Source organism: Pseudomonas sp. PA-7-1E, from assembly GCF_021605325.1.
Classification (GTDB): Bacteria; Pseudomonadota; Gammaproteobacteria; order Pseudomonadales; family Pseudomonadaceae; genus Aquipseudomonas; species Aquipseudomonas fluorescens_BV.
Genome location: NZ_WKFA01000047.1, coordinates 22,719 through 44,655, shown reverse-complemented (window position 1 = coordinate 44,655; position 21,937 = coordinate 22,719). Strand labels below are relative to the sequence as shown.

Here is a 21,937-nt window from a genome sequence, read left to right as displayed (position 1 = left end):
GCCTGGAAAGTGTCCGGATGGCCGTGGAATCGGTGTCCGGATGCTCGTGGAATGAGTGTCCGGATCAGCGTGGAATCACTGTCCGGATGTGCGTGGAATGGGTGTCCGAGTCAGCGTGGAATCCGCAGTATGGGGCATCGGCAGAAAAATGACCGAGCACCTTACGGGGATGGGTATCAACACAGCTTGGGACTTGGCCAAGGCCGATCCCTGGACTTTGCGTAAGCGGTTCAGTGTATTGGTCGAGAAAACCGCTAGAGAGCTTCAAGGTGTTCCCTGCCTTGAAATGGACGAGATAAACTCACCGAAGCAGGAAATTTGTTGTAGCCGAATGTTCGGAACCCGTCTTACTGCTATCGAACCACTCCGAGAGGCGGTCGCCGCATATGCAGCCAGGGCCTGTGAAAAGCTAAGGGCACAAAACTCTCTTTGCAAGAAGGTGCGGGTGAGCATACGCACCGCCATGTTCAATCCCGACGAGCCCAAATTCGCTCGCGGTGTTATCTGTGAGCTTCCATATCCAACGGACGACACGCGGGTCATCACAAAGGCCGCAGTTGCGGCCTTAAGCGAGTTGTTTCAGGAAGGATTCAAATTCAGCAAGGCGGAGATATTGCTGATGGATCTCCGGCAGCCGAACGAGTTCACCGCAGATTTATTCGCCCCGGCACAATCCAAGGGTGACGGACGCGTGATGCATGTTTTGGATGAGATCAATGCCAAGTGGGGGCGAGGAACGTTGAGAACAGGGCGCGTCCCTGTTACGCCGGAGTGGAATATGAGACGAGAGCTGAAGAGTCCGAGTTTTACAACGAGACTGGACGAGCTTTGGACCGTGAGATAGCCGTGCCGAAGGCTATTTAAAGAGCTTTCGAGGCCGTCCGCTCCTTACGCCACCAGCCTGATTGCATACGTTCAGGGCAAATCAGGGAGCTGGCTCCGACTGATCTACCGCCGTAGATGCGATTGAAAATCTACTGGTTCAGTTACACTCGGCGTTTTTGCATGAGCAAGCGCGCCGAGCACCAGCTGCGCCTGAGCGAAGAAGACGGCGACTACAGCCTCAAACCCGGCAGCGACGTGGGCAGCGGTAAACCGCATGACCCGGAGAAGAAGCGCCTGTCAGAAATCATCGAAGCGCTGAACGACATCTTCGGTGCCGAGGTGAGCGACGACGACCAACTGCAATTCCTCACCGGCATCGCCCAGCGCATCAGCCGTCAGGAAGATGTAATGGCCCAGGTGAACAACCACTCGGTGGAGCAAGTGATGCACGGCCTGTTCCCCAAGCGCGTGCTCGACACCGTGCTGGACGCCATGACCGACCACGAAAATTGTCGCTGGAAGTGCTGGATAACGAAACCAAGAGCCGCGCGTTTGCGCTGGTGATTTTGAAGATGCTGAAGACGGCTGCAGGCTTGGAGCAAAGTAACAGCGCCGGTTAACTCGGCGCTTTAACTCCAATCTCTTTCAGGTGGGCTGCAGCTCTGCGACCTCGGGAAGTAGGTAGGACGGATCACAGGACAGCTCACCTGCGATTCGGTAAAGCTTCTCGACGGTGATGTTTACTTCGCCTCGTTCGATCCGCCCCATGTAGCTGCGATCAAGGCTGCAGGCCAGCGCGAGTGCATCTTGAGAAATTCGGCAGATTTTTCTCTGCGCCCGGATGCGTTCCCCTAACGCTTTCGCCAAATTATCCATGACCGTCTCAATTCCACTTGAGGCGGCACTATCGTGCGTTTGCGGACGCATGGGCCACGGACTATAATCCGCATTTTTCCGCTATTACTCTTCTGGTGCCTCAATGAAATCGGCCTCATTCATCTTAGACAGACGTCTGTATGGGCTGCTTCAGGAGGAAGGCCGCACAAAGTTCACCACCCGTGAGTTGCGTGATGCTTATGCCAACAGTCTGGAAGGCATGAGCTTCCGTATCGCCGATGTGCGCCGCTATGTGTATGAGCAGATCCGTCGATTGCTGCGCATGGGCTGGGTTGTGCTTGATGAGGATCGACGTGTTCGAGGGCAGGTCTACCATCTGCAGCCAATTCCGGACAATCTGCAACTTGAGCTGGTCGACAACGGGTTTGAGAACAGCCTCAAAACTACCAGTGAGCCTGAAAAGGGACCTGCAGTACTCGAAGTTGAGGCTTTGTCGCTTAAATCTTCAGCCAGTACGGATCAGCAGCTGGAAGCTCTTCACAAGGAAATACGCTTGGACTTCCTGGCTTCTATGGGCGAGGCGGAGCGCTACAAGCTACTTCTGGACGAGATGCCGCATCTGCGGGAAAGGGTTGAAGGCGATTACTTGGAAGCCAAAGATCGTAGTTCGCGCCTACTTGGACATCTTCGCGCCGTCGAAAAGACCCTCAAGACGCTTGCCGTCAAACAATGAGCGGAACACTGAGAGACTGGCAAAACAGCTGCATCAACAAAGCGTTGGAGCACTTCAACGTCACGCTGCATTTCTTCTGCCAAGCAACGCCAGGGGCCGGGAAGACGCGCATGGCTGCAGAACTGGCCAGCCGACTGCTTAAGCAGGACAGAATCGACTTGGTGATGTGCTTTGCGCCCTCCTGCCAGGTCGTTGAAGGCTTCCGTTCGACCTTTACTGAGGTGCTAGGCAAGCGTCTCGACGGCCAGATAGGTGCTGTGGGGGCCGCCTATACCTATCACGCCATGGAGTACCGTGATGAGGGGTTCTGGCAGCTTCTTGATGACTATCGGGTACTCGTGGTCTTCGATGAGATTCACCATTGTGCCGGCCATGATCCGCTGCTCAGCAACGCTTGGGGGCAGCAGATACTGCATCGGGTACAGGACCGCGCTGCCTTCACGCTGGCATTGTCTGGCACACCCTGGCGTTCGGACGACAAGGCTATCGCTCTGGCTCGTTACTCCACGCCAGAGGGGCATCTGATCTGCGATTACCGTTATGGTTTGAAAGACGCAATTACCGATGGCGTATGCCGATCCCCTCGCATCGTCCTGCTCGACAATCAGAAGGTGAAACTCACTGAAGAACTGGGTGCTGACAGCTCTGTAAGGATGTTTCCCAGCATTGCCAAGCTTTTGGGCGAGTCACCCGTCACCTACGAGGAACTGCTGCGCCATGACGAGGTAATCAATCAGCTCCTCGACCTTGGCTGCAGCAAGCTCAATGAGCTTCGCCTGATCAAGCCTGATGCAGCCGGTTTGGTAGTGGCCACCGATATCGAACACGCCCAGCAAATTGCACTCGCACTGGAGGCAATAGGTGAAGAGTGCCGCATCGTGACCAACAAAACCCCGGCTGCGCAGCAGGTGATCAATGCATTCCGCAGCAGCACCTGCCGCTGGATTGTCGCAGTCGGGATGATCAGCGAAGGCACTGACATTCCCCGCCTGCAGGTGTGCTGCTATCTCAGCCGTATCCGCACCGAACTGCATTACCGGCAAGTACTTGGGCGAGTGCTTAGGCGCACAGGTGAATCTGATCACCAAGCATGGCTATTCATGCTGGCGGAGCCAACGCTTCAGGGCTTTGCGGAGCGAATAGCAAATGACTTGCCGGATGATTTGGCGGTGCTGAACGAGGTGCGGATTCCAACACCTACCCCAGATTTGAAGCCTGACTTGATTGTTACTGCTGGGCATGTCGATGGGATGGATGGTGCAGCTATAGGTCGGGCTGGGCAGGCTATTGAGCCGGGGGCAACGAACATAATTTCGCTAGCTGGTTTTGCAGCTGAGCCAGCTTATCAGGTCAGCTTTTCTCAGCATTACAGACAGCAGTTATTGGCTTGTTTTTGAAGTTGCGCCGCCATACCCGAGTCGTGGACGCGTTTGAACTGCGTGTGATCGTCCGCGCCATTGGCTCGGCAAATCATCGACGGTGAGCATGTGGGTCAAAGTGCAAGCAATAGTAATCGTGGTTACAGGCATGAGGGCATGAAATGACAGACACACGCATCGAAAAAATCAGCGATTTTTTATCAAGTAAAGGCGAGGAAATACATAGCGCCTGTGACGATGAGGCGGCTGGCATCGCGCTGGCTCAAGAGCTATGCCCTGGAAAACCATACTGTTCAGTAAGGCAGTGGATTCTGGTCGATCTCGATATTTCAGATGACAAGAAGGAGCTGGTTACAGAGCAAGGTTTTCAGCCGGTCCTTCTCTATGCCCACACCGTAGTAACAGATAGTGCTCGTCGATTTTCTCCAGGCGATTGGGTCAGAAGCACGCTCTTGGTCGATCGAAAAAGTAACTGCCTTTTTGAAACCCAAAATAGCGTTTACATTCTCTTGGGCACAGGAAGCCGGAAGACAGCAGAACCAGCTGTCGTGACCAGCATATTTTGATGAGCTGTGGAGAGTTACCAGATGACGATGCCCCATGAGCGTTCGCGTGCAATTGTGCAGACGCATGCGTTTCTGGAACAGCTTTCACGGGATGCCTCTCAAAGCGAAGAGGTTCGGAGATCAGCGAAACACCTTCTCCGGCACTACCCGTGTGAAAGTGAGGTACTGATGCAGGGGCGGATTCAAGAGGGGCTTGCGGCTAGGTATGGATATCAGCCGTTTCTGGGCTCAAAGCTTGAATGAGCCAGCTTATTGTTGGCGCTGATAAAAAATTGACCCACCCTAGATGATGCCTGCACACGAAGAAGCGCAACGGCGCTCCCGTGTGGCCCATGTCCAGGCCACCAACAACCTTGCGGGTGCTCGCATGAGTTCTTACATGTCCTCGAAAATGGCTGATTATGTAAAGGGCAGCCTTTCTTCGGCTGAACTTGTAGCATCCGCAAAGGCTCACTACGGAATCCATGACTGAGTAAGTCAATTCCTCTACGCAATGGCCTTCGCGACCCTCTCTATGGCCCAGCCTGTCTAATCAATTTGCCAGCGCCCACCTAAACGTCTGCTTCTGGCAGCTTGTGGCCGACAGCTGATAGTCATGAAGGCTGGAATCGGCCAAAAGTGAGCGAAGCGAATCGGACATCCAAAGTAGGACTCCATATTTGACAATAAACGCCTATAAAGCTCGCCCTAGAGCGGTCAGCCCTAAGCCGGCAAGCCGTGCTCGAGCGCGAGAATCACTTGCAGTACTGCCCTACGGCCCGGTTCAGTAATGAGTAGATCGATTGGCCGCTCGGAGGCTAGCGAAAGAACCGGTGAGGTTAGCCAGCGGAGCGCGCCATCGAGATCTCCCTCATGAAGTTCCAATAGGGCGTCCAAGGTCTCGACTAGACGACAAAACACCTCGCCTGTCCGGGCAGACATCAAAGAGTGTCGAAACGATGTTCCCACCCACCTTGCGACATGTGTGCGACGCAGCCCCAGTTCATGCGCCAAATCCGCAACCAGCGAAACCGGAAGCCCGGCCAGCACCGCCTGATGCATCCGGTAATGAGTTTTTGGCAAACCTAGCCGATCGTAGAGCTTTTGCATTAGTAGACCACGACAGTTGTCTCTACCAGCTGGACTTGGCTTTGGGCTTGAAGCGCGTGTTTCCATGCAACCCCAGCAGCATAGCCCTTGAAGTGCTGAGGCGGATTCCAAACCAACTGAATCGCCCCTAATTTCGTATTCATCCCTGACAAGTTGCTTCTGGCCGACACCTGCTTTGTACGACAGGCTTGAAGCGGCCAGAAGCGGCCACCCAATCGCGACCGGCCTTACTTAGCTCACAAGTTCCTTAAGGAAATCGGTCAGTGCTTTCTTCGGGTCGTCCTCCTCCGAAACAATCATTTCGATTCCCCATTGCCCCAAAACCTCCTGTGCAACCGGGTTGGGTCGGTTCGTAAACACGTAGGACTTGGGTCTTGCAGACGAGATGGCGGAACGCCCCCACATCTCTGTCAGTCGATAGAAAAGGAGTCGGATATTGATGTCGGATAGGCTGTATCCGATGAAGAGGACTGAGTTCCCTAGGACATCGTTGCTGAGCTTGATGTCCAATGGCGAGTCATAATTTAACCTCTGGAAATAGCTGGTCTCATCAAGGACGATTGATGCGTCGTCATCGAAGTCCCCATGGAACTTCACAATCTGGCGAAGGCCGTCTGTAACAGACACGAGGTCGGCTACGCTTGCGACTTTATCGTAGGGAACGCCGAATTTGTCATGGGCGATTTCCAGCCACCGGTCGTAGTTGGTTGTGTAGATCCGCGAGAATTTCCCAAGGGTAATCAGCCGATGAATCTCTGATTGAGTGATGTCTGTATCGGGTCTGTGCCATTCACGGTCCATCCAGCTTCTTAGCGGCCCCAGACTACCTTTTTTCCTCTTGTAGAACTCCGCAAGAGCTAGGTGGGTGCCATAGGTAGCGAAAATCTTAGGGTCATAACCTAGTTCCGTTGCGATGTGTGCTGTCAGCTGGCTCCAGGTCGGCAGGTTGAGATTGGCAGACACTCCGGAACCTACAAAAAGCATCAGCTTGTTGGTGCGGTGAGCGTGAAGTAGTTCAGCGTTCATTTCACGCCTCTTACGGACTGGAGGTATGCCGCGAAATGGTCAAGGGCTTTGCGACGCATAGAAATTTCGTCTTTGGCCTCACCCATTTCAGCGAAGGTTTGGGTGTGTCCATTCGGAACGAAAACGCAGTCCCATTGGAAGCCCCTTGGGCCAACCGGCGCAGGTGGCACTGTTCCTTCAATGGAACCTTCGAACAGGCGAATCTCGCGCCCATCACAATAGCCGAGTACCGTCTTCGCCATTACAGTCATATCTCCTAGGCCCGCAACGAGGTTGACGAAGCGATCCGCCTCCAGCTTGTCCCAAAAGATTTGAGTCAATCCAGCCGGTAAATCGTTGAGACCTCTCAAGTACAGGCCAGTGTGCTCTACGAAAAGAGGACGGCCGATAACCTCGAATGCCTTAATCAGCTTGTCCCGTACTAAGCGATCAACATCTTCGGTCTGCAGCTCCTCAATCTTTCTCGATACAGGCACTATTTCCACGCCAGCCGGTGCCAAGATCCGTTGCACCTCGGCGATCTTGTGCGCATTTCCAGACATGAATCGAATTTTCAATCTAGATCCCTTATGAATGAGTAGCGCTTAGCTACTTCGTACTGCTGGTCCAGGTCGCTGGCGGTAAGCCCCTCATCCAGCGCGATCGTTTGGTCATCCACAAGACCGCGCTGATGAATTGCAGGGTTGTCTGAGCAGATAACAAACGGAACCCCAAAGCGCCGAAACTCTTGAAGAGGATGGGCTTCATCGAAAGGTACCGCGCCGGTTAGTCTGTTGCTAATCGGGCATACCTCGATACAGATATCCTGCTTTCCCAATTTGTCTAGCAGGTGAGGATCCTTACCTGCTGCTGTCCCATGGCCAATACGGTCGGCACCAAATAACTCAACAGCAGCTCGAACGTTTTCCACGCGGCCGGTTTCTCCGGCATGTATGGTGACCCCGAGTCCGAATCGATCTTTTGCCTTTCGGAAGAGTGACGGCAACTCCGATGGATATGCGATTTCCTCATCACCCGCAAGATCGAGCCCCACCACGTCTTTCGGCTCACCGAGGTCTTGATAGGCCTGTAGTAGTGTGGAAAGGCAAACCGCACCGTAGTCGCCGCGCGTCACTGTAAGAATCAGACCGCGACGAATGCCGTGGCAATGTGCGGCGTGCCTGGTTGATTCGATCAGATATTCTAGCGCTTGGGTGGGCGAGCAATTCTGCAGATGGGCGAGGTACAAGACGCTGCTTCGTAGTTCGACAAAGCGTACTCCGTTCTCCACGAAGCCAGCGAAGACTGCACTGGAAATGCGATCCAGGTTCTCGCGCTTCTTGGGAAAGAGCCTCAGTGCCTGCCACGGAGTTAAGTATGACGCTAAGGACTGGCAGGGAGTGTTTCGAAGCAGGTCACGCTCGATCAGAAACCCGGGCGGCAGCTCGGTTGCTTCGTCGGCTAGAATCTCTCGAATTATAGGTGCGGGAATCGCTCCATTGAGGTGCACGTGGAGTTCTCCTCGGTCGCGTGCACTGGCTGCCTTCGCCTTGCCTTGTTCTGCCTCGTTGCCTCTGCTGACACCGCCCTGCATCCAAGGTAAATGGGGTTGGCTCTGGTTCAATAACTTTCCTTAGTTTGCTCAACGAGCGTAATACGTGGGTATAGGGTTGGCCGGCTACTTACTAGATACTGCGTTGACCAGTTAGCTGCATATCTCGACCGGCATCTGCCCGGCCACAAGCGGAGACTGCTTTTACGCAACGGTGAAGCAGATTCAGCCTAAGTTGGAGGTAATGCGTTGCGAGCGCATTGAAGCGCTAGGAAATACGCATCCTGGAGATGACGCGCCAGGCTGCCTTCCATTTGACGGTGTTGGCTCAGCACATTCGAGTGGTCTGAGTCATCAAGCTTCCTTGTAAAGATCAGCCAGCTGTGCAAGTGAGGCGTCGTCTGCGTAGGGTGGTTACCTGCTGCCGATGATAGCTTCCTTGCCCCTTGGTCATCCGTTAGCACAGCTAGGCCGCGGCCCATGGCGAAGGCGATTGATGACAGTTCGCCCTTACCCAGTCGCTTACGGCCTTCCAGCATACTAATGATCTGAAGGTCGTCCAGATTACAGGAATGGATTTCGAACTGGCCCGCGCAACGCGCCGCTTCCAACCGATGTTGAAGCTCACGGGTGACAGCGGTTGGCAACGTGCGAGGCTTGATTAAACACTCATAGTTCACGAAACCGGTGACACAGAAGTGGCATTGAGCGGCGAGCGCAGCCCTGTACAAAGTGACTGAGGATAAGAGATTCCAGACCGAACACGTATCTGTCACGTTGATGGGGTGGAAGCGGGACGGATCAATCGACATTGGGTGCCCTCCCGTAAAGAGCGAGCAAATCCTGCAACTCTGCGGAGTCACACAGAAGTGCCTCAGCTAGGCGACCTTGAGTTATAAGCCCCTGGCTCGCGGCATCCAAACATAGCGCGACGTAGCTGCTAGAAAGCCCCCTTTCCAATAGACGCGTTTTGCGTTCTAGCTGCCGGTCTGTCAGATGAGCCGGCAGCTCAGGGTCAATCTTGCTGGTCCGGGGAACACGGCTGGATTTGATTCGTTGGAATGCGTCTTCACTGACGAGCCTTTCGGCCTGTAGGCCTATGCTTAAGGCATGGCAACTTACTCGAAGCTCTTGTGCCCAATGCCCGGCGTCGGCCGGTGTCCATCGCTCGGGATTGGGAAGCTGCCGGAGGACTTCCGGGGGCATTAGATATCGGGAAGCAAAAGTATTTGCGCGCAGTTCTACATAATCGTTTTTATCAATGCGGGAATAGGTGATGCTGGGGCCACCCTTCGCATCGAAAAGCGCATGTGCCATTTCATGAGCTGCACTAAATCGCTGCCGATACACATCCTCGCTGTAGTTAACCAGAATGCATTTACCGGCCTTGGGATGGGCCAGAAACAAGCCTGAGATATTGGAGTTGCCTAGCTTGTGGCGAAATACATGCACGCCTGTTTGGCGGATTTCACTGTAAACATCCCTTGGCACTTCATTGCTCTGGTGCTGATTGAAGCGGCGGAAAGCCTCAGCCGCTTTAATCCCGTCGGTCTTGAAATGTCCCGATACTGGGGGTGCCAAAAACTCGCGATGGGTGGCATTCAGCTCCTCCATCAGGAAGTGCTCAGTTTCGCAGAGGTAAAGAAACTCTTGAATGGCCCTGCGATCATCCTTGGCGAACTCACTACCGTGCTTGCGATAAAGAATTTCCGTCTGCTCAAACGGAGCTAGCTGCTCATTCGAGATGAAGAATTTGAAGTCACAACGATAGAGATCGGCCAACATAAGCACCTCATCGCCCGAGGGCTCCAAAGTACCTGCCTCAACGGACTGTAACCGGTCGGGAGAGATGCGAATGGCCGAACTCACTTCCTCAGTACTCAGCTGAAGCTGTTCGCGATAGCGAGACAACTTCGAGCCCAACGCTATCAGGTTTATCGTCATACCCGTTCTCCTTGTGGGGCATGACGATCCTAAATGTAGTAGCCCGTTCATTCCAGTTTGGATAGATCCTGATTTTGCAGATGATCAATGGCCGCTTTTGGCCGAGGCTGTGTAAAAACGTTTTCAAGTGCAGCAAAAGCCCAAAAACGTGCTGAAAAATGCGGTTCTACGCAAAATCCATATCTGCTCACCTACCGATAATTTTCAGATTTCGCGTAGACCCGCGCACTTCAATTTTATGCTGAGCGTTTTTACACACTCTGGGCCGGTTTCGGACGCTTGCTACCGGCAGCCATCGGCCAATAGCTGCCCGTCGTGGTCGTCGGTTTCGGCCGAGGCTGTGTAAAAATACTTTTGAGCAGACGCAGTCGTCGAAATCGACGCAGAAATCACGCCTCTACGAAAATTCTAGCTCTTGGAATGGCCGAACTAGCGCAGATTTAACGTAGGAACCTGACCAACTCCGCGCCGCCGACGCAGAGGTGAAACGCCGAGAGGCAGTAGGGTGGCCCCTCGACTCAAGTCTGTGCAGTTGCTCACCAGCTACTGCGCCTGACGAATCATATCGGCGGCTTTCTCGGCAATCATGATGGTCGGTGCATTGGTGTTGCCGCCAGTCACTGTCGGCATGATCGAGGCGTCCACCACCCGCAACCCCTCAAGCCCGTGTACACGCAATTGCGCATCGACCACGGCCAACGCATCAGAGGCCGGCCCCATCTTGCAGGTACTGGTCGGGTGGTACTGGGTGTCGGCCCGCGCCCGGATATCGGCAATAATGCCTGCCGTGTCATCGCGCTGGACGGGATAGAGCATCTTGCCGCGCCACGGTTGCAGCGGGCTGCTTTGCAGAATGTCCATCTGCAACTGCACACCCTTGACCAACAGCTCGAGGTCGCGTGGATCGGCAAGAAAATTGGGGTCGATCTTCGGTGGCACTCGCGGGTCGGCGCTGGCCAGTTTGACCGTGCCACGGCTGTAGGGGCGCAGCACTTCAACATGGCAGGAAAAGCCGTGCCTGGTGTGCATTTTGCGACCGTGATCATCAACCAGCGCCACCACAAAAACCAGTTGCAAGTCAGGTGCTTGCACCTCGGTTGAGGAGCGTACAAAAGCCCCGGCTTCGGCGATCGAACTAGTGATCATGCCGGTACGCTGCTTGCGCCATTCGAACACCCCCTTGGCCATTTTTATAGCGCCATTCAAGGACAATCCGAAGGTCTGGCTGTCGCTGGCACTGATGTAGCTCTGCACGTGATCGATGTGATCTTGCAGGTTTTCGCCGACGCCAGGCAGGTCGTGTACCACGGGTATGCCCACCGCCTGCAAGTCCTTGGCCGGGCCTATACCCGAGAGCAGGAGCAGCTGCGGCGAACCAAAGGTGCCTGCACTGAGGATGACTTCACGACGCGCCCGGACTTCCTTAGCTTCACTGCCCTGGTAATAGGCAATGCCACAGGCGCGCTTGCCTTGCATGATGATCTTGGCCGACAGCGCATGGGTCTTCACACATAGATTGGGGCGCGACAGGTTAGGCGTCAGATAAGCCTTGGCTGCACTGCAGCGCTCGCCATTTTTCTGCGTTACCTGGTACATGAACGAACCGAATTGATCGACGCCGTTGTAGTCGCGGGTGGTCGGTATGCCATTGAGCACTGCGGCATCGATAAACGCCTTGCTCAGCTCACTTGGCGTGCGCAGTTCGGCAACGTTCAGCGGGCCACCCGCGCCGTGGTATTCGCTGGCGCCGTGGGTCTCGTTGTTTTCCGCACGTTTGAAGTACGGCAACACATCCTCATACGACCAACCAGGATTGCCCAGGCTGGCCCAATGGTCGTAGTCCCAGCGGTTACCGCGCACATAGAGCATGGCGTTGATGGAGCTAGAACCACCCAGCGTCTTGCCACGCGGCTGGTAACGCTTGCGGTTGTCCATGTGCTGCTGCGGGACGGTGTCGAATGCCCAGTTGTTGTAAGAGGTTGCCACCATGCCAACGAAGCCGGCCGGGGCGTGAATCAACACGCTCTTATCCGGCCCGCCGGATTCCAGCAAACAGACAGACACACTGGGGTCTTCGCTCAGGCGACTGGCCAATACACAGCCTGCCGAACCGGCACCGACAATGACGTAATCAAACTCTTCGTACTGCATTCTGATGGCTCTCGCTTCTTGTACTTTTTATGGCGGATTTCAATCAGCGCCGCTTCTAATGGGCCGTTGTGCCCGATGCGTGGTTCTCTAGGCTGTGGTGCCTGCGAATGAGCACTCCACTGCGCCGTGCTCGCCCATCACCATGCGCACGTGATCGCCAGGACCGACGTCGAGCATCGGCGCCAGCGCTCCGGTCAACAGCACATCTCCGGCACGTAATGGCTGGCCGCGCCGGGCCAGCTTGCGCACCAGCCAAAGGCCGGTGGCGAGGCAGTCATGCAGCGCTACGCTGGTGTCGAGCAGCACCGGCTGGGCATTTTTATGCAGGCTGATCAGCAGGTTTGGCGTAGGCAGTTGCGCCAGCGGCACGGGCTGATCACCCAACACATAAAGCCCGGATGAAATGTTGTCAGCGACCGCATCCATCAAGGTCAACTGCCAGCCGATGATGGCCGAGTCGTTGATTTCCAGTGCCGGCACCGCACCCGCAATACAGGCCAGAAACTGCTCATGGCTGATCTCGCCAGCCGGCAGATCGTGGCCGAGCACCAATGCCAGCTCGATCTCGACTTTCGGTTGCAGCAGGCGCTCCCAGGCGATGGCTTCACCTGAGAGGCACGCCGTGTCCGCGAACAGCCGCCCATACACCGGCTCGTCGACCTTGAGCGCTGCACGCAGGGCCGCCGAGGTCAGCCCAGCCTTGGCCCCGCAAAGACGGCGGCCTTGAGCCAACGCCTGCTGCATGCCAGCGGCTTGCACGGCATAGGCTTCATCCAGGTTGGCCAGGGCGAAAGTTTCGCTAACCCGTGGCACGGGATGCCGCTCGAGCCGTGCCGTTGCCAGGCAGTGGGCCGCGCCGAGCAGGCGCGGTTCGGTAATTGCCACCGGCGCACTCATCGGCTGGGTACTTCGCCGATCACGGTGGTGCGGAACATTTCGCGCCGCATGCCGTGGTAGTCGGCCACTGGCATATGCCAGGTGCTGCGGTTATCCCAGATCGCCAGGGTTCCCTGACGCCAGCGCATACGGCAAGTGAAGGCTTCCGAGGTGGCCAGTTTGAACAGGTAGTCAAGCAGTGGACGCGACTCTTCCGTACGCAGGCCTTTGATGCCTGTGGTGTAGGCCGGGTTGATGAACAACACCTTTTTCCCGGTTTCCGGGTGGCGGGTTACCAACGGGTGGCTGCGCTCGTCAGCCGAGGTATCGCTACCGTAGTTGATCGCCATGTTTTCCAGCAGCGCGTTGTGCTTGGCGTTAACGCCATAGGCCATTTCCGGGCTGTGCACCGCGTCGAGGTTTTCCAGCAGCGCTTGCATCCCAGGCGATAGCCACTCATACGCCAGGGCCAGATTGGCGTAGCAGGTATCGCCGCCATAGGGAGGAATGTCGTGCCCATAGAGCAGGGTGAATGCTGGCGGGCGCTCCTGAAAGGTCCAGTCGGTATGCCAAGCACCACCGAATACGAAGGGTGCTTTTTCGGAGGCTTCCTTGACCACGTGTACCACGTGCGGATGATCGGCCATGCAGGTCACATAGGGTTCGCGGCCAAACTCACCGAGGTGCTGGGTAACCCGCTCCAGGTCAGCAACGCTCAGGGCCTGGTCGCGGATGAAGATCACCTTGTGGGCGAGCAGCGCCTGGCGCAACTCGGCAAAGCCCTCGTCGCTCAGACGCGTCAGATCAAGATTTTCGACGTCCGCACCGATGGCGCCGGTGGTCGGGGTTACACGAATGTGACTGTAACTGGCAGCACGGTTATGGCTAGGCAGGGTGTAGATGAACTCGCTCATGGCTCGCACTCTTTTGTTGTTGGAGTGCTTACAGAATGCGTGGCGGCTGCTAGGCTAGCCATGATTATTACAGCCAAAAAATGATAATTACCGCCAAGACTATTTTGAATGGAGGGTTGCCCGGTGGACTGGCGCCAAAACCGTGCCCTGACGGGCGTACGTTACCTGCTAGAAACCGCCCAGGCCGAAGGGGTGGAGGCCGCGAGCTGCCTGATAGGCAGCGCCATCTCCAGCGAAACACTGCAGCAGCGCAACGCGCAGATCGAGGCCTGGCAAGAGCTGGCGGTAATCCGCAACTTGCTCGAACACGCCGGCCGACCGGGCCTGGGATTCGCTGCCGGGCAGCGCTATCACCTGACGTCACTGGGCTTGCTCGGTTTCACCATGCTCGCCAGTCGCACGCTGGGAGAGGCGTTTGCCACCTTCAGCCGTTTTCAACTGTTAGCGCTGACGCTGTGCCCGGCGCGAATCGAAGTGGAGCGACGCGGTAGCTGGTTACTGTTCGATGCCAGCGTACTGCCGCAGGATGCTCGCGCCTTTGTTATCGAGCGCGGACTCTCCGCGTGCCTGGGCGTGGCGTGCGAGTTACTGCAGCGCCCCCTTGCCCCCCTGGCTATCGAGATGACCAGCAGCGCACCTGCGGATCTCGCCGCGTTGCAGGGGGAATTTGCCTATCCGGTGCAGTTCGAGGCCGGGCGCAACGGCATCCTGTTTTCCAATGCCGACCTGACCTTCACCCTGCCGCAGGCGCACATCAGTGCCCACAGTGAGGGCGAGCAACTGTGTGAGCGGCTATGTACCGAGATCTCCCACAGCCTGGTCAAGGCGCCCACCGCGCGTTTGGTGCAACAGGTGTTGATCCGCGACTCGGCCACGCTGCTCAGCAGCCGGATGGTGGCCCAGCGCCTGGGCCTTTCCGAGCGCACCTTGTTGCGCCGTTTGGCGAGTGAAGGTCACTCGTTCCAACAGCTCAACGAGCAAATCAAGCAGCGTTTGGCCGAGCGCCTGCTGAGCGACTCGCGTCTGGACCTTACCAGCATCGCCCAACGTCTAGGCTACGCCGAGGCGGCCAGTTTTTCGCGGGCATTCAGTCGCTGGACTAACAGTCCGCCCGGAAAGTGGCGCTGCCATGCGCACCTGCGCGAAGCTTAGCGATCCATGTACAGTCGACAAACAGTTAACGTCCGCTTGGGGTCCAGGCTGTGTGAAAACGTTTTAGAGCGAGTTTGGCAGTCAGAATCGCAATCAAAATCGCGTTCCTACGCAAAGTTCAGGTCTGGCTGACCAACCAAACGCTGGCAGATTTTACGTAGCAACGCAGACTTCAAAACGACGCATGCGTTTTCACCCAGCCTGGGTCGGAAACAGCCCTTGGTGAGCGACCGCTATTGGCCGATTTCTGCCCTTCATGACCGGCAGCTGTCGGCCAGCCGGGTGCGCTCTAAAGCGTCCAGGGAATTGGGGGCTTTCAGTACGGGAGCAGGTATTTACCCTGCGAGATCGACTGAAGGTGATTCATATAGCTGTTGAGTCCTTCGAGGACCTCTCCGATTTTGTTTGGGTTAGCTCTACCAAAAATTACGCTGAGGGCCACGTTCACGTCGGGTCTCGCCCGAATCCTTTGCGAAACCAGGTCGAAACCCGAACGCTGCACAATCAAATAAATTGCTTCCTCAAGGGTAATGATCTTTTCCCAGAGGCTATCTACGATGGGTACTTCTGATATCTCAGAGAGGGCGATAAGGGCTCGTTTATCGCCGGTGATGAGGGCGTCGTCTTCGTCTTGGCTTACGGCCGCAAACAAGATCGCTTCTCCGCTGTCGATATCCGGCCGATTTAGCTCGAGGATCGTATTAGCCGAGTCGGTGACTACTTGGACCTCTGTCGCAGCCTCGACGAGCCGCTGAGCCGTCACAACAGCGTCTTGTGATCCCAATTTCTTTAGGGCGGCGTCGGGTTTGTTAAGCCTGAGCTGAAAACGAAGCTGTGGAAGTATCGCGAAGTCGCTGAGCGGGCACTCAAGAGCGAGCGCAAGCTCGTCTAGAAGCAAGTACTGACAAAGGGACTTGGCTGCGTCGCTATCAAGTAGGTACACGTGTGACTGACCCGAAGCCTTGGATAGCTAGCACGTGCTCCCGATTCTCGTCGCTAAGAGCTCCGAGATCGGTACTTTGCATGAACCACTGATTAAGCACCTCGATCGCCCCTCTGGGGTCTGCGATATAACCCAAGGCCTGATTTGCTCGGGCCCAATCGTCATTCTCTCTGGCGTAGGAAAGAATTAGGTGGCCGGGGTCGACTCCAAGTTGTTCTCCAGCTATGACAGCATTCGAGGCTAGTACTGCTGCGGAGTCTGGTCGTCCGATAGCTTTAAGCACGTTTGTATGCCCGTTCCTCAAAAGTGCGAGAGCGAAAGAGTCAGCCTCTTTCTCCTCCGCATCCTTCCTGGTGGCGTCACTCCCGGCCAAGGCATCGGTGACTTCGGCAATGTCCTCGTCTATGAGAACACCATTTTCACCGACGTGGCCGCATACGATATGAGCGAGTTCATGTGCTAGGACGAACAACTGTCGAGCGTGCTGGGGGCTATTAAATCCTAAAACAATTGCGGGTCTGCCTTGAACGCTAACGGCCATACCTGTCATCCGCTTCGACGTTTTGGGCAAATCCTTGAGAAACAACACAGGAATGCCCTGAGCCCAGCAAAGCGCCAGAAGCCCTTCAAAACCTACGCTATTCGTACCCGAGATCTGGCGAACTAGGTGCCCGATATAATTCGGGTCAGGGGGTAAGGGGCTGTATGGGGCTCCGGCACTGAAAATTGAAAGTCGAGCCAACGCCATGCCAAGGCTGGCCGCTATGTTTAGCGCCCCTTCCTCTGTACCTCTTCTTCGCTTGAATCGAGCGTTGGGCGTAGCCGCGTCGATTGCAAGACTGCCGTCTTGGGCAAAATTTACAACCAAGCCCAAGCGTTGCTTAAGCAACAGTGCAAATTGGAAGGCTCCAGCGCTGGTCTTGAAGAGGCTGTGATCCCACCAATCGGGCAATAGTCTCTCAACATAAGGGCGCGGATATCCTGCAGCCTTAAGACTTTCGAAGGCGGACTTCACTGTTATTGGAGTCGTTGCGTCATGCATAGCACCCTCCCATAACATTAGATTCCAGCATCATTTTCACATGCAGGCCCTTCGGTGGGCAAAGAGCAGTTCAGCAAGGCGACGAGCGTGCTCCTCACTGCCATCCCACACGTTTGCCAAACTATCCATCAAGACATCTGAAGTCCGAGGGTCAGGCAATTCCAGCTCTAGCGAGATTTTTGCATAAATGCATAATTCCCGGTGAGTCTTTGTAACCCGCTTCGGCTTGCCAAAAAGGTTGCGGTGAATCTGTGGCTGGCCTAATCCAGAGGCATTCGCTATTGAGGTGCTCGTCCTTTGTCCGTGGGACGCAAAGAAAGCGAGGAGCTCTGCGACGATTTTGGTTTTGCTTTTCATGCATTTCATAAAGTATAAAATAGCATAAATGCATGGTTTTGGTGGTCGGTGGCATTACCCAAGCCACCCATCGCCGTATGAGATAAACTGACTAGCTGTCCGGCAGGACGCCGGCGGCCATCGAGAATTGGATAATGCGCGAAGCGGAGATCAAACGAGCACTCACTCACTACTTGGATACCTCGTTGGGTATCCACCCTGGCTTGTTCCTGGAGGAGCTACAGCTTAGTGGCGGTGAGGTTCGTGCAGACCTTGTCCACATCTACGATATGCATTGCTATGAGATTAAGAGTGAGGCCGACTCCTTGAAGCGCCTTATCGGTCAAGGATCCCGTTACGCTCGAGTTTTTGATCGCATCACGTTAGTGACTGCGGAATGCCATCTGAAAAACGCGCTTCCCTTGTTGCCGCCGTGGTGGGGGATCATCCTTGTCCCTGAGGTGCCTGAGGCGGGGTTTAAGCATGTTCGGGCCGCAAGACCTAATAAGCGCCACGAACCTGAGGTGCTTGCCTCCCTACTCAAGCGAGACGAGGCGCTTCACCTCTTGACCGAAATGGGTAAGGTTCGAGGCTGGAAGAGCAAGAGCCTATATCTCATTCAGGCATATATCGCAGAGCTGCTCACACTTCCCGAGCTCAAGAACAATGTTCGGGACTACCTCCTCAAACGGGTCGAGGAAGCTACACCTCAATTTTCAGCCTGCCCGGCCTAGTACTGTTCCTTAATCACCGTCGCAAGGTGATGACACCAACCTTCAGTGAAGTGGAAGAGGCCTGCATTCTTCTTTTTGATTGCCGGATTCGCTCGATCTGCAATTAATTCGTCCCCATAGGAATACTCTCGGCCTTTGAAGGAGGCTGCATGCACGGTCACCATCAAAGTCGAGATAGCAACTGAATGCTCTGACTTGCTTCCGTCAGCTCGCAACACCAACCAGTCAAGGTTCCTTGCATAGCGAATGGCAACACGGCCGCCGCGGCGAGTTAGTGTCTCCTCAGTCCAGCGCGGAGATATCGTCCCATAGTCTGAATATCCGAGAAGCAGTCCGGGAGCGTTGGTATTCAGCGCGGCCCATAGAGACCAGTCTCGGCGTGGCAAGTTAGCTACCGTTTTTACGGCCGCAAGACTCTCGGGGAACGCACCTGATGCCACATGAATTTGGGAAAACCCTGCGTTCTTGAACGCCGCCATCATGCCTGTAAAGGCGGGTACCTCTGCGGCTTCCCAAGCGGGAGTAACACCTAGATCGACCATAAGATGAATACGGTTGCCAGGCCTTGATAGTACCTGTGCGGCCATCATCGTCTGGGTGTAGTGCTCAGCATTAACTGTTAATCCACTGATACGTAAGCGTAGGAAAATCTCAGGGAAGGATTGCACTAGACCAAGTAGCGCAGGGCGTAGCAGAGGGGCATCTAACGGATTGATAACTGGAAGAGTTGGAAAGCCGTTAGCTTTTGCGATCTGAAGGAACGCCTCAAATTCTAAAGGACGAATGCCAACGAGCCGCCCTTCGGGATTCGCATAATCTACCAATGCAGGGGCTCCCCAAGCTGTTTGGAAATTCCCTACCAGGCTGCTGTGTTGATTCGAGTGACGGACCTCGATGCAGGGGCGAACGTAGGGCTTAACGTCTCCCCGAGTCTGAAGCAGAGCTCTCTGCTCCCAGGACTGCCACTTAATGATCGGAATGTAGTAAGGGTGGTTGGGGAATCTAAGTGCCATATGCCTTCCTTGGGATCGCGTAGTGGTCCAATCGCTTTTATCACGAAGGGTGGCACTTTGAAATCACCGCAGATAGGTTGAGATCCAATTGCTATTCCGGCTCTAGCATTTGACTTAGCGTCGGGATCTTGCTGGCGCTGCTTAGCGTTCATCATTGATGGCGTCTGGTCAATTTGACGTAGTTAAGGCGCTTTCAGCAAGTTCCGCTTCTGGCCGCTCTCTGCCGGCCGTGACAGGAAGATGCGGGAAAAAAGCAGACATTATGCTTTTCATAGAGCATCTTCAGGCATCTGATAGGATCAACCAAATACCTACAATAATACTGGTCGTTTAACTTCATGAACGCGATGCACAGTTCTGACAATGTCACTTTTTCGGCACCTCCTATCAGCGTGGCAATTGCCGACGATAGCTACCTTATTCGCGAGGGCTTGTCGCAGATTCTTGCCCAGTCTCCAAGAGTTCGTGTAGTCGGGCTTTATGCTGACCCAACCGCGCTGCTTGCAGCGGTAGAAGCAAATCCACCACAGGTTGTCATGACAGACATCCGCATGCCGCCTACGCAAACGGATGAGGGCATGCGAGTAGCAGAACATCTGCGCCAGAGCCATCCGGATATAGGCGTAATCGTGCTGAGCCAACATGGCAGCTCACAGTATGCAACCGAGCTACTGGAGAAAGGGGCATCTGGGCGTGGATACCTGTTAAAGGATCGTATTCACGACCTCGATCATCTGGTGTCTACCATTCATGCGGTTGCAACTGGTGAGTGTCGAATTGATACGCAACTAATTGAATCCCTGCTGTCGCGCAAGCACCAGCGCTCCCCCTTAGAAGAGCTAACACCACGCCAGCGGGAAATCATGGCCGACCTTGCGACAGGTAAGAGCAACCTTGCCATTGCGCGCGACAGGGGAGTAACCCAGCGGGCGGTGGAAAAACATATAAGCGAGATTTTCGGCCGCCTTGGCTTGGCCAACGACGAAAGCATCAGCCGCCGGGTACAAGCGACGCTGCTTTATTTATCACGTAACGGCCAATGAAAAGCCTAAAACCCTGGCTCGCTATCCTCGGTGGAGGCACGGTAACCATAGTTGCCGGGATCATGGCGACAGGCGCGGGCTCGACACGAATAATCGACGCCTTGATGGCCGGCGTTGGCGTGATGTTGGTTTCCGGCGTGGCGATGACCGTGCGCGCCCGCTACCCACAACGCCCGCTCTGGATATTGCTCGGAATGCTCGCTGTAGCTTACGCGCTTCATCCCCTAATTTATTCGACCAATGATCTGCTCTATACGATTGGCAGAACCGTTCGCCCCTGTGCTGAAGCGCTGCTGGTGTGGGTGGTGCTGACCTTCCCGACTGGGCGCATCACCGACCGACGTGAGGGTATGCTGATTGGCGCAGCTATCGCTGCTATTGCCTTGCTATGGCTACCCAGCGTGATGCTGACTCCGCACGTGCCGCGCTTCGGCCCACTGCCCTCCTGCACTGACGTGTGCCAGGACAATTTACTGTTTATTGCCGACCACCCTACCTGGTCCAACCTCCTGCTGAATGCCTTTCGCATCGTCAACACAGGCATCCTGATCGCGACCAGCCTGTACTTGCTACAGCGACTGCGACAGGCCTCCACACTGATGCGTCGCTCGCTCGCCCCCGTACTACTCGCCTCTGTCGCCCGCACGCTATGCATGGCGTTTTTCCTGACAACCGGGACTGGCTTGTTGTTGCTTACCTTTACCTTCTGGGCCGTTCCGTTAGCTATTGCCTTGGGCTTGCTGCGCAGCCGGCTCTACACCGCCCAAGCGCTACATCGGTTAGTGACCGGATTAAGGCGCCGGCCGAACCTGCAAGGCCTGAAAACCATGATGGCGAATGCTCTGGATGACCCATCACTGGAGCTAGGTATTTGGGAGCCAAACACTGGGCGCTGGATTAACTCATCCCAACAAGTCGTGCCGTTACCCGAACCAAGTGCCAAGGAGCAAGCCGTACGCGTACTGCATGACCTCAATGACCAACCTAGCGCAATCCTGATTCATAACCGCGCCTTGTTGGAAGAGCCGATGTTGCTGGAGGCAGTTGTTAGCTCGATCCATAACGCCATCGTCAATTGGCAATTCGAATCTGCCTTGGCCGGTGCCCATGCCCATTCTGAAACTGTCGCGGAAGAGGAGCGCCGCCGGCTTGAACAAGACCTACACGATGGTGCACAGCAACGCTTACTCGCGCTGCGTATGAAGATCAGCGTGACCAGACGCCTGGTCGATAGCGATCCGAGCCGAGCGGATGCACTGCTAGTGGAAATGGCAACGGACATTGATGCCGCCATCACCGAACTGCGTACGCTGGCACATGGCCTTACTCCGCCACTACTGGCTGAGCGAGGACTGGCAGCAGCCTTGGGAGAGGCCGCCAATAATGCGGGCTTGCCAGTAGTCACGGACTTTCAAGCACCGAGACGCGAAAGCCCGCTCGCCGAACGAGCAATTTACTTCTGCTGTGTCGAAGCCCTACAGAACGCAGCTAAACATGCAGGAGCAGGGGCAACGGCGAAAGTTACATTGCGCCAAGAACGGGATGGGATTTCGTTCGCTGTGGTGGACAGCGGCTGCAGCAACAGGCACCCGCTGAATCTCAATGAAGGCCAAGGGATCGCCAGCATGCGCTCGCGCATGCTGGCGATAGGAGGAGAGCTCGAAATCAGCATCTCCTCAACAGGTGGTTTGAGCGTCGTCGGGCGAATCCCCTGCGCGAAGGACAATGTCCAGGGGATGGCGAAAAATAGCGCGCTACAGCTGCTTCCGAAGCACCATAAGCGAGCCTCTAACATGTCCTAAA

At 55.5% G+C, this 21,937-nt stretch carries 20 protein-coding genes and 2 pseudogenes; 10 read left to right on the top strand and 12 right to left on the bottom strand.

Going from position 1 to position 21,937, the window contains the following annotated elements; translation table 11 throughout:
- Positions 1 to 124: 124 nt before the first annotated feature.
- Together GIW79_RS22835 and GIW79_RS22830 are read left to right on the top strand one after the other, a co-directional pair.
- Positions 125 to 844: pseudogene (locus GIW79_RS22835) on the top strand (DinB/UmuC family translesion DNA polymerase); the annotation flags it as partial.
- 161 nt (positions 845 to 1,005) lie between these two features.
- A pseudogene (locus tag GIW79_RS22830) lies at positions 1,006 to 1,445 on the top strand (type I restriction endonuclease subunit R); the annotation flags it as partial.
- 25 nt (positions 1,446 to 1,470) lie between these two features.
- On the opposite strand, the gene GIW79_RS22825 reads toward GIW79_RS22830, so the two are convergent.
- Entirely contained in the window at positions 1,471 to 1,701 is a 231-nt protein-coding gene (locus GIW79_RS22825; RefSeq protein ID WP_236299149.1) for a helix-turn-helix domain-containing protein, read from the bottom strand.
- A 103-nt stretch (positions 1,702 to 1,804) separates the two neighbouring features.
- On the opposite strand from GIW79_RS22825, the gene GIW79_RS22820 reads away from it, so the two are divergent.
- The 4 genes from GIW79_RS22820 (at position 1,805) to GIW79_RS29705 (ending at position 4,583) form a co-directional block, all read left to right on the top strand.
- Complete coding sequence (locus tag GIW79_RS22820) at positions 1,805 to 2,395, top strand: hypothetical protein (protein WP_236299152.1); 591 nt, start codon at positions 1,805 to 1,807, stop codon at positions 2,393 to 2,395.
- Positions 2,392 to 3,792, top strand: a complete 1,401-nt coding sequence (locus GIW79_RS22815) for a DEAD/DEAH box helicase (protein ID WP_236299155.1) — start codon at positions 2,392 to 2,394, stop codon at positions 3,790 to 3,792. The genes GIW79_RS22820 and GIW79_RS22815 overlap by 4 nt, the downstream gene beginning before the upstream one ends.
- A gap of 143 nt (positions 3,793 to 3,935) precedes the next feature.
- Entirely contained in the window at positions 3,936 to 4,340 is a 405-nt protein-coding gene (locus GIW79_RS22810) for a DUF6957 family protein (RefSeq protein ID WP_236299156.1), read from the top strand.
- A 21-nt stretch (positions 4,341 to 4,361) separates the two neighbouring features.
- On the top strand, positions 4,362 to 4,583 hold the full coding sequence (locus GIW79_RS29705; RefSeq protein ID WP_329605981.1) for a BPSL0761 family protein: 222 nt from the start codon (positions 4,362 to 4,364) through the stop codon (positions 4,581 to 4,583).
- 459 nt (positions 4,584 to 5,042) lie between these two features.
- On the opposite strand, the gene GIW79_RS29890 is transcribed toward GIW79_RS29705, so the two are convergent.
- From GIW79_RS29890 to GIW79_RS22775, 8 genes are all read right to left on the bottom strand, one after another.
- Positions 5,043 to 5,261, bottom strand: a complete 219-nt coding sequence (locus tag GIW79_RS29890) for an antitoxin Xre/MbcA/ParS toxin-binding domain-containing protein (RefSeq protein ID WP_442968632.1) — start codon at positions 5,259 to 5,261, stop codon at positions 5,043 to 5,045.
- A gap of 399 nt (positions 5,262 to 5,660) precedes the next feature.
- Positions 5,661 to 6,455 carry an SIR2 family protein gene (locus tag GIW79_RS22805; RefSeq protein WP_236299158.1) on the bottom strand — a complete coding sequence of 265 codons (795 nt, stop codon included), beginning with the start codon at positions 6,453 to 6,455 and terminating at the stop codon, positions 5,661 to 5,663.
- Positions 6,452 to 7,012, bottom strand: a complete 561-nt coding sequence (locus GIW79_RS22800; RefSeq protein ID WP_236299160.1) for a non-canonical purine NTP pyrophosphatase — start codon at positions 7,010 to 7,012, stop codon at positions 6,452 to 6,454. Before GIW79_RS22800 ends, GIW79_RS22805 begins: the two co-directional genes overlap by 4 nt.
- A complete protein-coding gene (locus GIW79_RS22795; RefSeq protein ID WP_236299161.1) occupies positions 7,009 to 8,058 on the bottom strand; it encodes an adenosine deaminase family protein in 1,050 nt (349 codons plus the stop codon). The genes GIW79_RS22800 and GIW79_RS22795 overlap by 4 nt, the downstream gene beginning before the upstream one ends.
- Before the next feature lie 729 nt (positions 8,059 to 8,787).
- The gene (locus tag GIW79_RS22790) at positions 8,788 to 9,930 is read right to left on the bottom strand and encodes an ImmA/IrrE family metallo-endopeptidase (protein WP_236299162.1); all 1,143 of its coding nucleotides are present in this window, start codon (positions 9,928 to 9,930) and stop codon (positions 8,788 to 8,790) included.
- Between the two features lie 543 nt (positions 9,931 to 10,473).
- Positions 10,474 to 12,081, bottom strand: a complete 1,608-nt coding sequence (locus tag GIW79_RS22785; RefSeq protein ID WP_011544397.1) for a GMC family oxidoreductase — start codon at positions 12,079 to 12,081, stop codon at positions 10,474 to 10,476.
- An 87-nt stretch (positions 12,082 to 12,168) separates the two neighbouring features.
- A complete protein-coding gene (locus GIW79_RS22780; protein WP_199148737.1) occupies positions 12,169 to 12,966 on the bottom strand; it encodes a 2-keto-4-pentenoate hydratase in 798 nt (265 codons plus the stop codon).
- Between the two features lie 8 nt (positions 12,967 to 12,974).
- The gene (locus GIW79_RS22775) at positions 12,975 to 13,871 is read right to left on the bottom strand and encodes a TauD/TfdA dioxygenase family protein (RefSeq protein ID WP_011544399.1); all 897 of its coding nucleotides are present in this window, start codon (positions 13,869 to 13,871) and stop codon (positions 12,975 to 12,977) included.
- A gap of 123 nt (positions 13,872 to 13,994) precedes the next feature.
- On the opposite strand from GIW79_RS22775, the gene GIW79_RS22770 reads away from it, so the two are divergent.
- Positions 13,995 to 15,023: an AraC family transcriptional regulator gene (locus tag GIW79_RS22770; protein ID WP_011544400.1), complete on the top strand. Its 1,029-nt coding sequence runs from the start codon at positions 13,995 to 13,997 to the stop codon at positions 15,021 to 15,023.
- 316 nt (positions 15,024 to 15,339) lie between these two features.
- Here the strand turns inward: GIW79_RS22770 and GIW79_RS22765 are convergent, their stop codons facing one another.
- Positions 15,340 to 15,966, bottom strand: a complete 627-nt coding sequence (locus tag GIW79_RS22765; protein ID WP_024014382.1) for a hypothetical protein — start codon at positions 15,964 to 15,966, stop codon at positions 15,340 to 15,342.
- On the bottom strand, positions 15,953 to 17,008 hold the full coding sequence (locus GIW79_RS22760; protein ID WP_160328544.1) for an ImmA/IrrE family metallo-endopeptidase: 1,056 nt from the start codon (positions 17,006 to 17,008) through the stop codon (positions 15,953 to 15,955). The genes GIW79_RS22765 and GIW79_RS22760 overlap by 14 nt, the downstream gene beginning before the upstream one ends.
- Before the next feature lie 491 nt (positions 17,009 to 17,499).
- Between GIW79_RS22760 and GIW79_RS22755 the strand changes: the two genes are divergently transcribed.
- Positions 17,500 to 18,078: a sce7726 family protein gene (locus GIW79_RS22755; RefSeq protein WP_024014379.1), complete on the top strand. Its 579-nt coding sequence runs from the start codon at positions 17,500 to 17,502 to the stop codon at positions 18,076 to 18,078.
- Here the strand turns inward: GIW79_RS22755 and GIW79_RS22750 are convergent.
- Entirely contained in the window at positions 18,075 to 19,091 is a 1,017-nt protein-coding gene (locus GIW79_RS22750; protein ID WP_071542629.1) for a beta family protein, read from the bottom strand. The genes GIW79_RS22755 and GIW79_RS22750 overlap by 4 nt on opposite strands.
- Before the next feature lie 338 nt (positions 19,092 to 19,429).
- Here GIW79_RS22750 and GIW79_RS22745 point away from each other — a divergent pair, with 338 nt between their 5' ends.
- Positions 19,430 to 20,134, top strand: a complete 705-nt coding sequence (locus GIW79_RS22745; RefSeq protein WP_196644563.1) for a response regulator transcription factor — start codon at positions 19,430 to 19,432, stop codon at positions 20,132 to 20,134.
- A complete protein-coding gene (locus GIW79_RS22740) occupies positions 20,131 to 21,936 on the top strand; it encodes a sensor histidine kinase (protein ID WP_024014389.1) in 1,806 nt (601 codons plus the stop codon). The genes GIW79_RS22745 and GIW79_RS22740 overlap by 4 nt, the downstream gene beginning before the upstream one ends.
- Position 21,937: the final 1 nt, after the last annotated feature.

Coding starts and splice junctions, on each gene's coding strand:
- GIW79_RS22825 (WP_236299149.1), bottom strand. CDS start 1,701: ATGGATAATTTGGCGAAAGCGTTAGGGGAACGCATCCGGGCGCAGAGA.
- GIW79_RS22820 (WP_236299152.1), top strand. CDS start 1,805: ATGAAATCGGCCTCATTCATCTTAGACAGACGTCTGTATGGGCTGCTT.
- GIW79_RS22815 (WP_236299155.1), top strand. CDS start 2,392: ATGAGCGGAACACTGAGAGACTGGCAAAACAGCTGCATCAACAAAGCG.
- GIW79_RS22810 (WP_236299156.1), top strand. CDS start 3,936: ATGACAGACACACGCATCGAAAAAATCAGCGATTTTTTATCAAGTAAA.
- GIW79_RS29705 (WP_329605981.1), top strand. CDS start 4,362: ATGACGATGCCCCATGAGCGTTCGCGTGCAATTGTGCAGACGCATGCG.
- GIW79_RS29890 (WP_442968632.1), bottom strand. CDS start 5,261: ATGTCTGCCCGGACAGGCGAGGTGTTTTGTCGTCTAGTCGAGACCTTG.
- GIW79_RS22805 (WP_236299158.1), bottom strand. CDS start 6,455: ATGAACGCTGAACTACTTCACGCTCACCGCACCAACAAGCTGATGCTT.
- GIW79_RS22790 (WP_236299162.1), bottom strand. CDS start 9,930: ATGACGATAAACCTGATAGCGTTGGGCTCGAAGTTGTCTCGCTATCGC.
- GIW79_RS22785 (WP_011544397.1), bottom strand. CDS start 12,081: ATGCAGTACGAAGAGTTTGATTACGTCATTGTCGGTGCCGGTTCGGCA.
- GIW79_RS22775 (WP_011544399.1), bottom strand. CDS start 13,871: ATGAGCGAGTTCATCTACACCCTGCCTAGCCATAACCGTGCTGCCAGT.
- GIW79_RS22760 (WP_160328544.1), bottom strand. CDS start 17,008: ATGCATGACGCAACGACTCCAATAACAGTGAAGTCCGCCTTCGAAAGT.
- GIW79_RS22755 (WP_024014379.1), top strand. CDS start 17,500: ATGCGCGAAGCGGAGATCAAACGAGCACTCACTCACTACTTGGATACC.
- GIW79_RS22750 (WP_071542629.1), bottom strand. CDS start 19,091: ATGGCACTTAGATTCCCCAACCACCCTTACTACATTCCGATCATTAAG.
- GIW79_RS22745 (WP_196644563.1), top strand. CDS start 19,430: ATGAACGCGATGCACAGTTCTGACAATGTCACTTTTTCGGCACCTCCT.
- GIW79_RS22740 (WP_024014389.1), top strand. CDS start 20,131: ATGAAAAGCCTAAAACCCTGGCTCGCTATCCTCGGTGGAGGCACGGTA.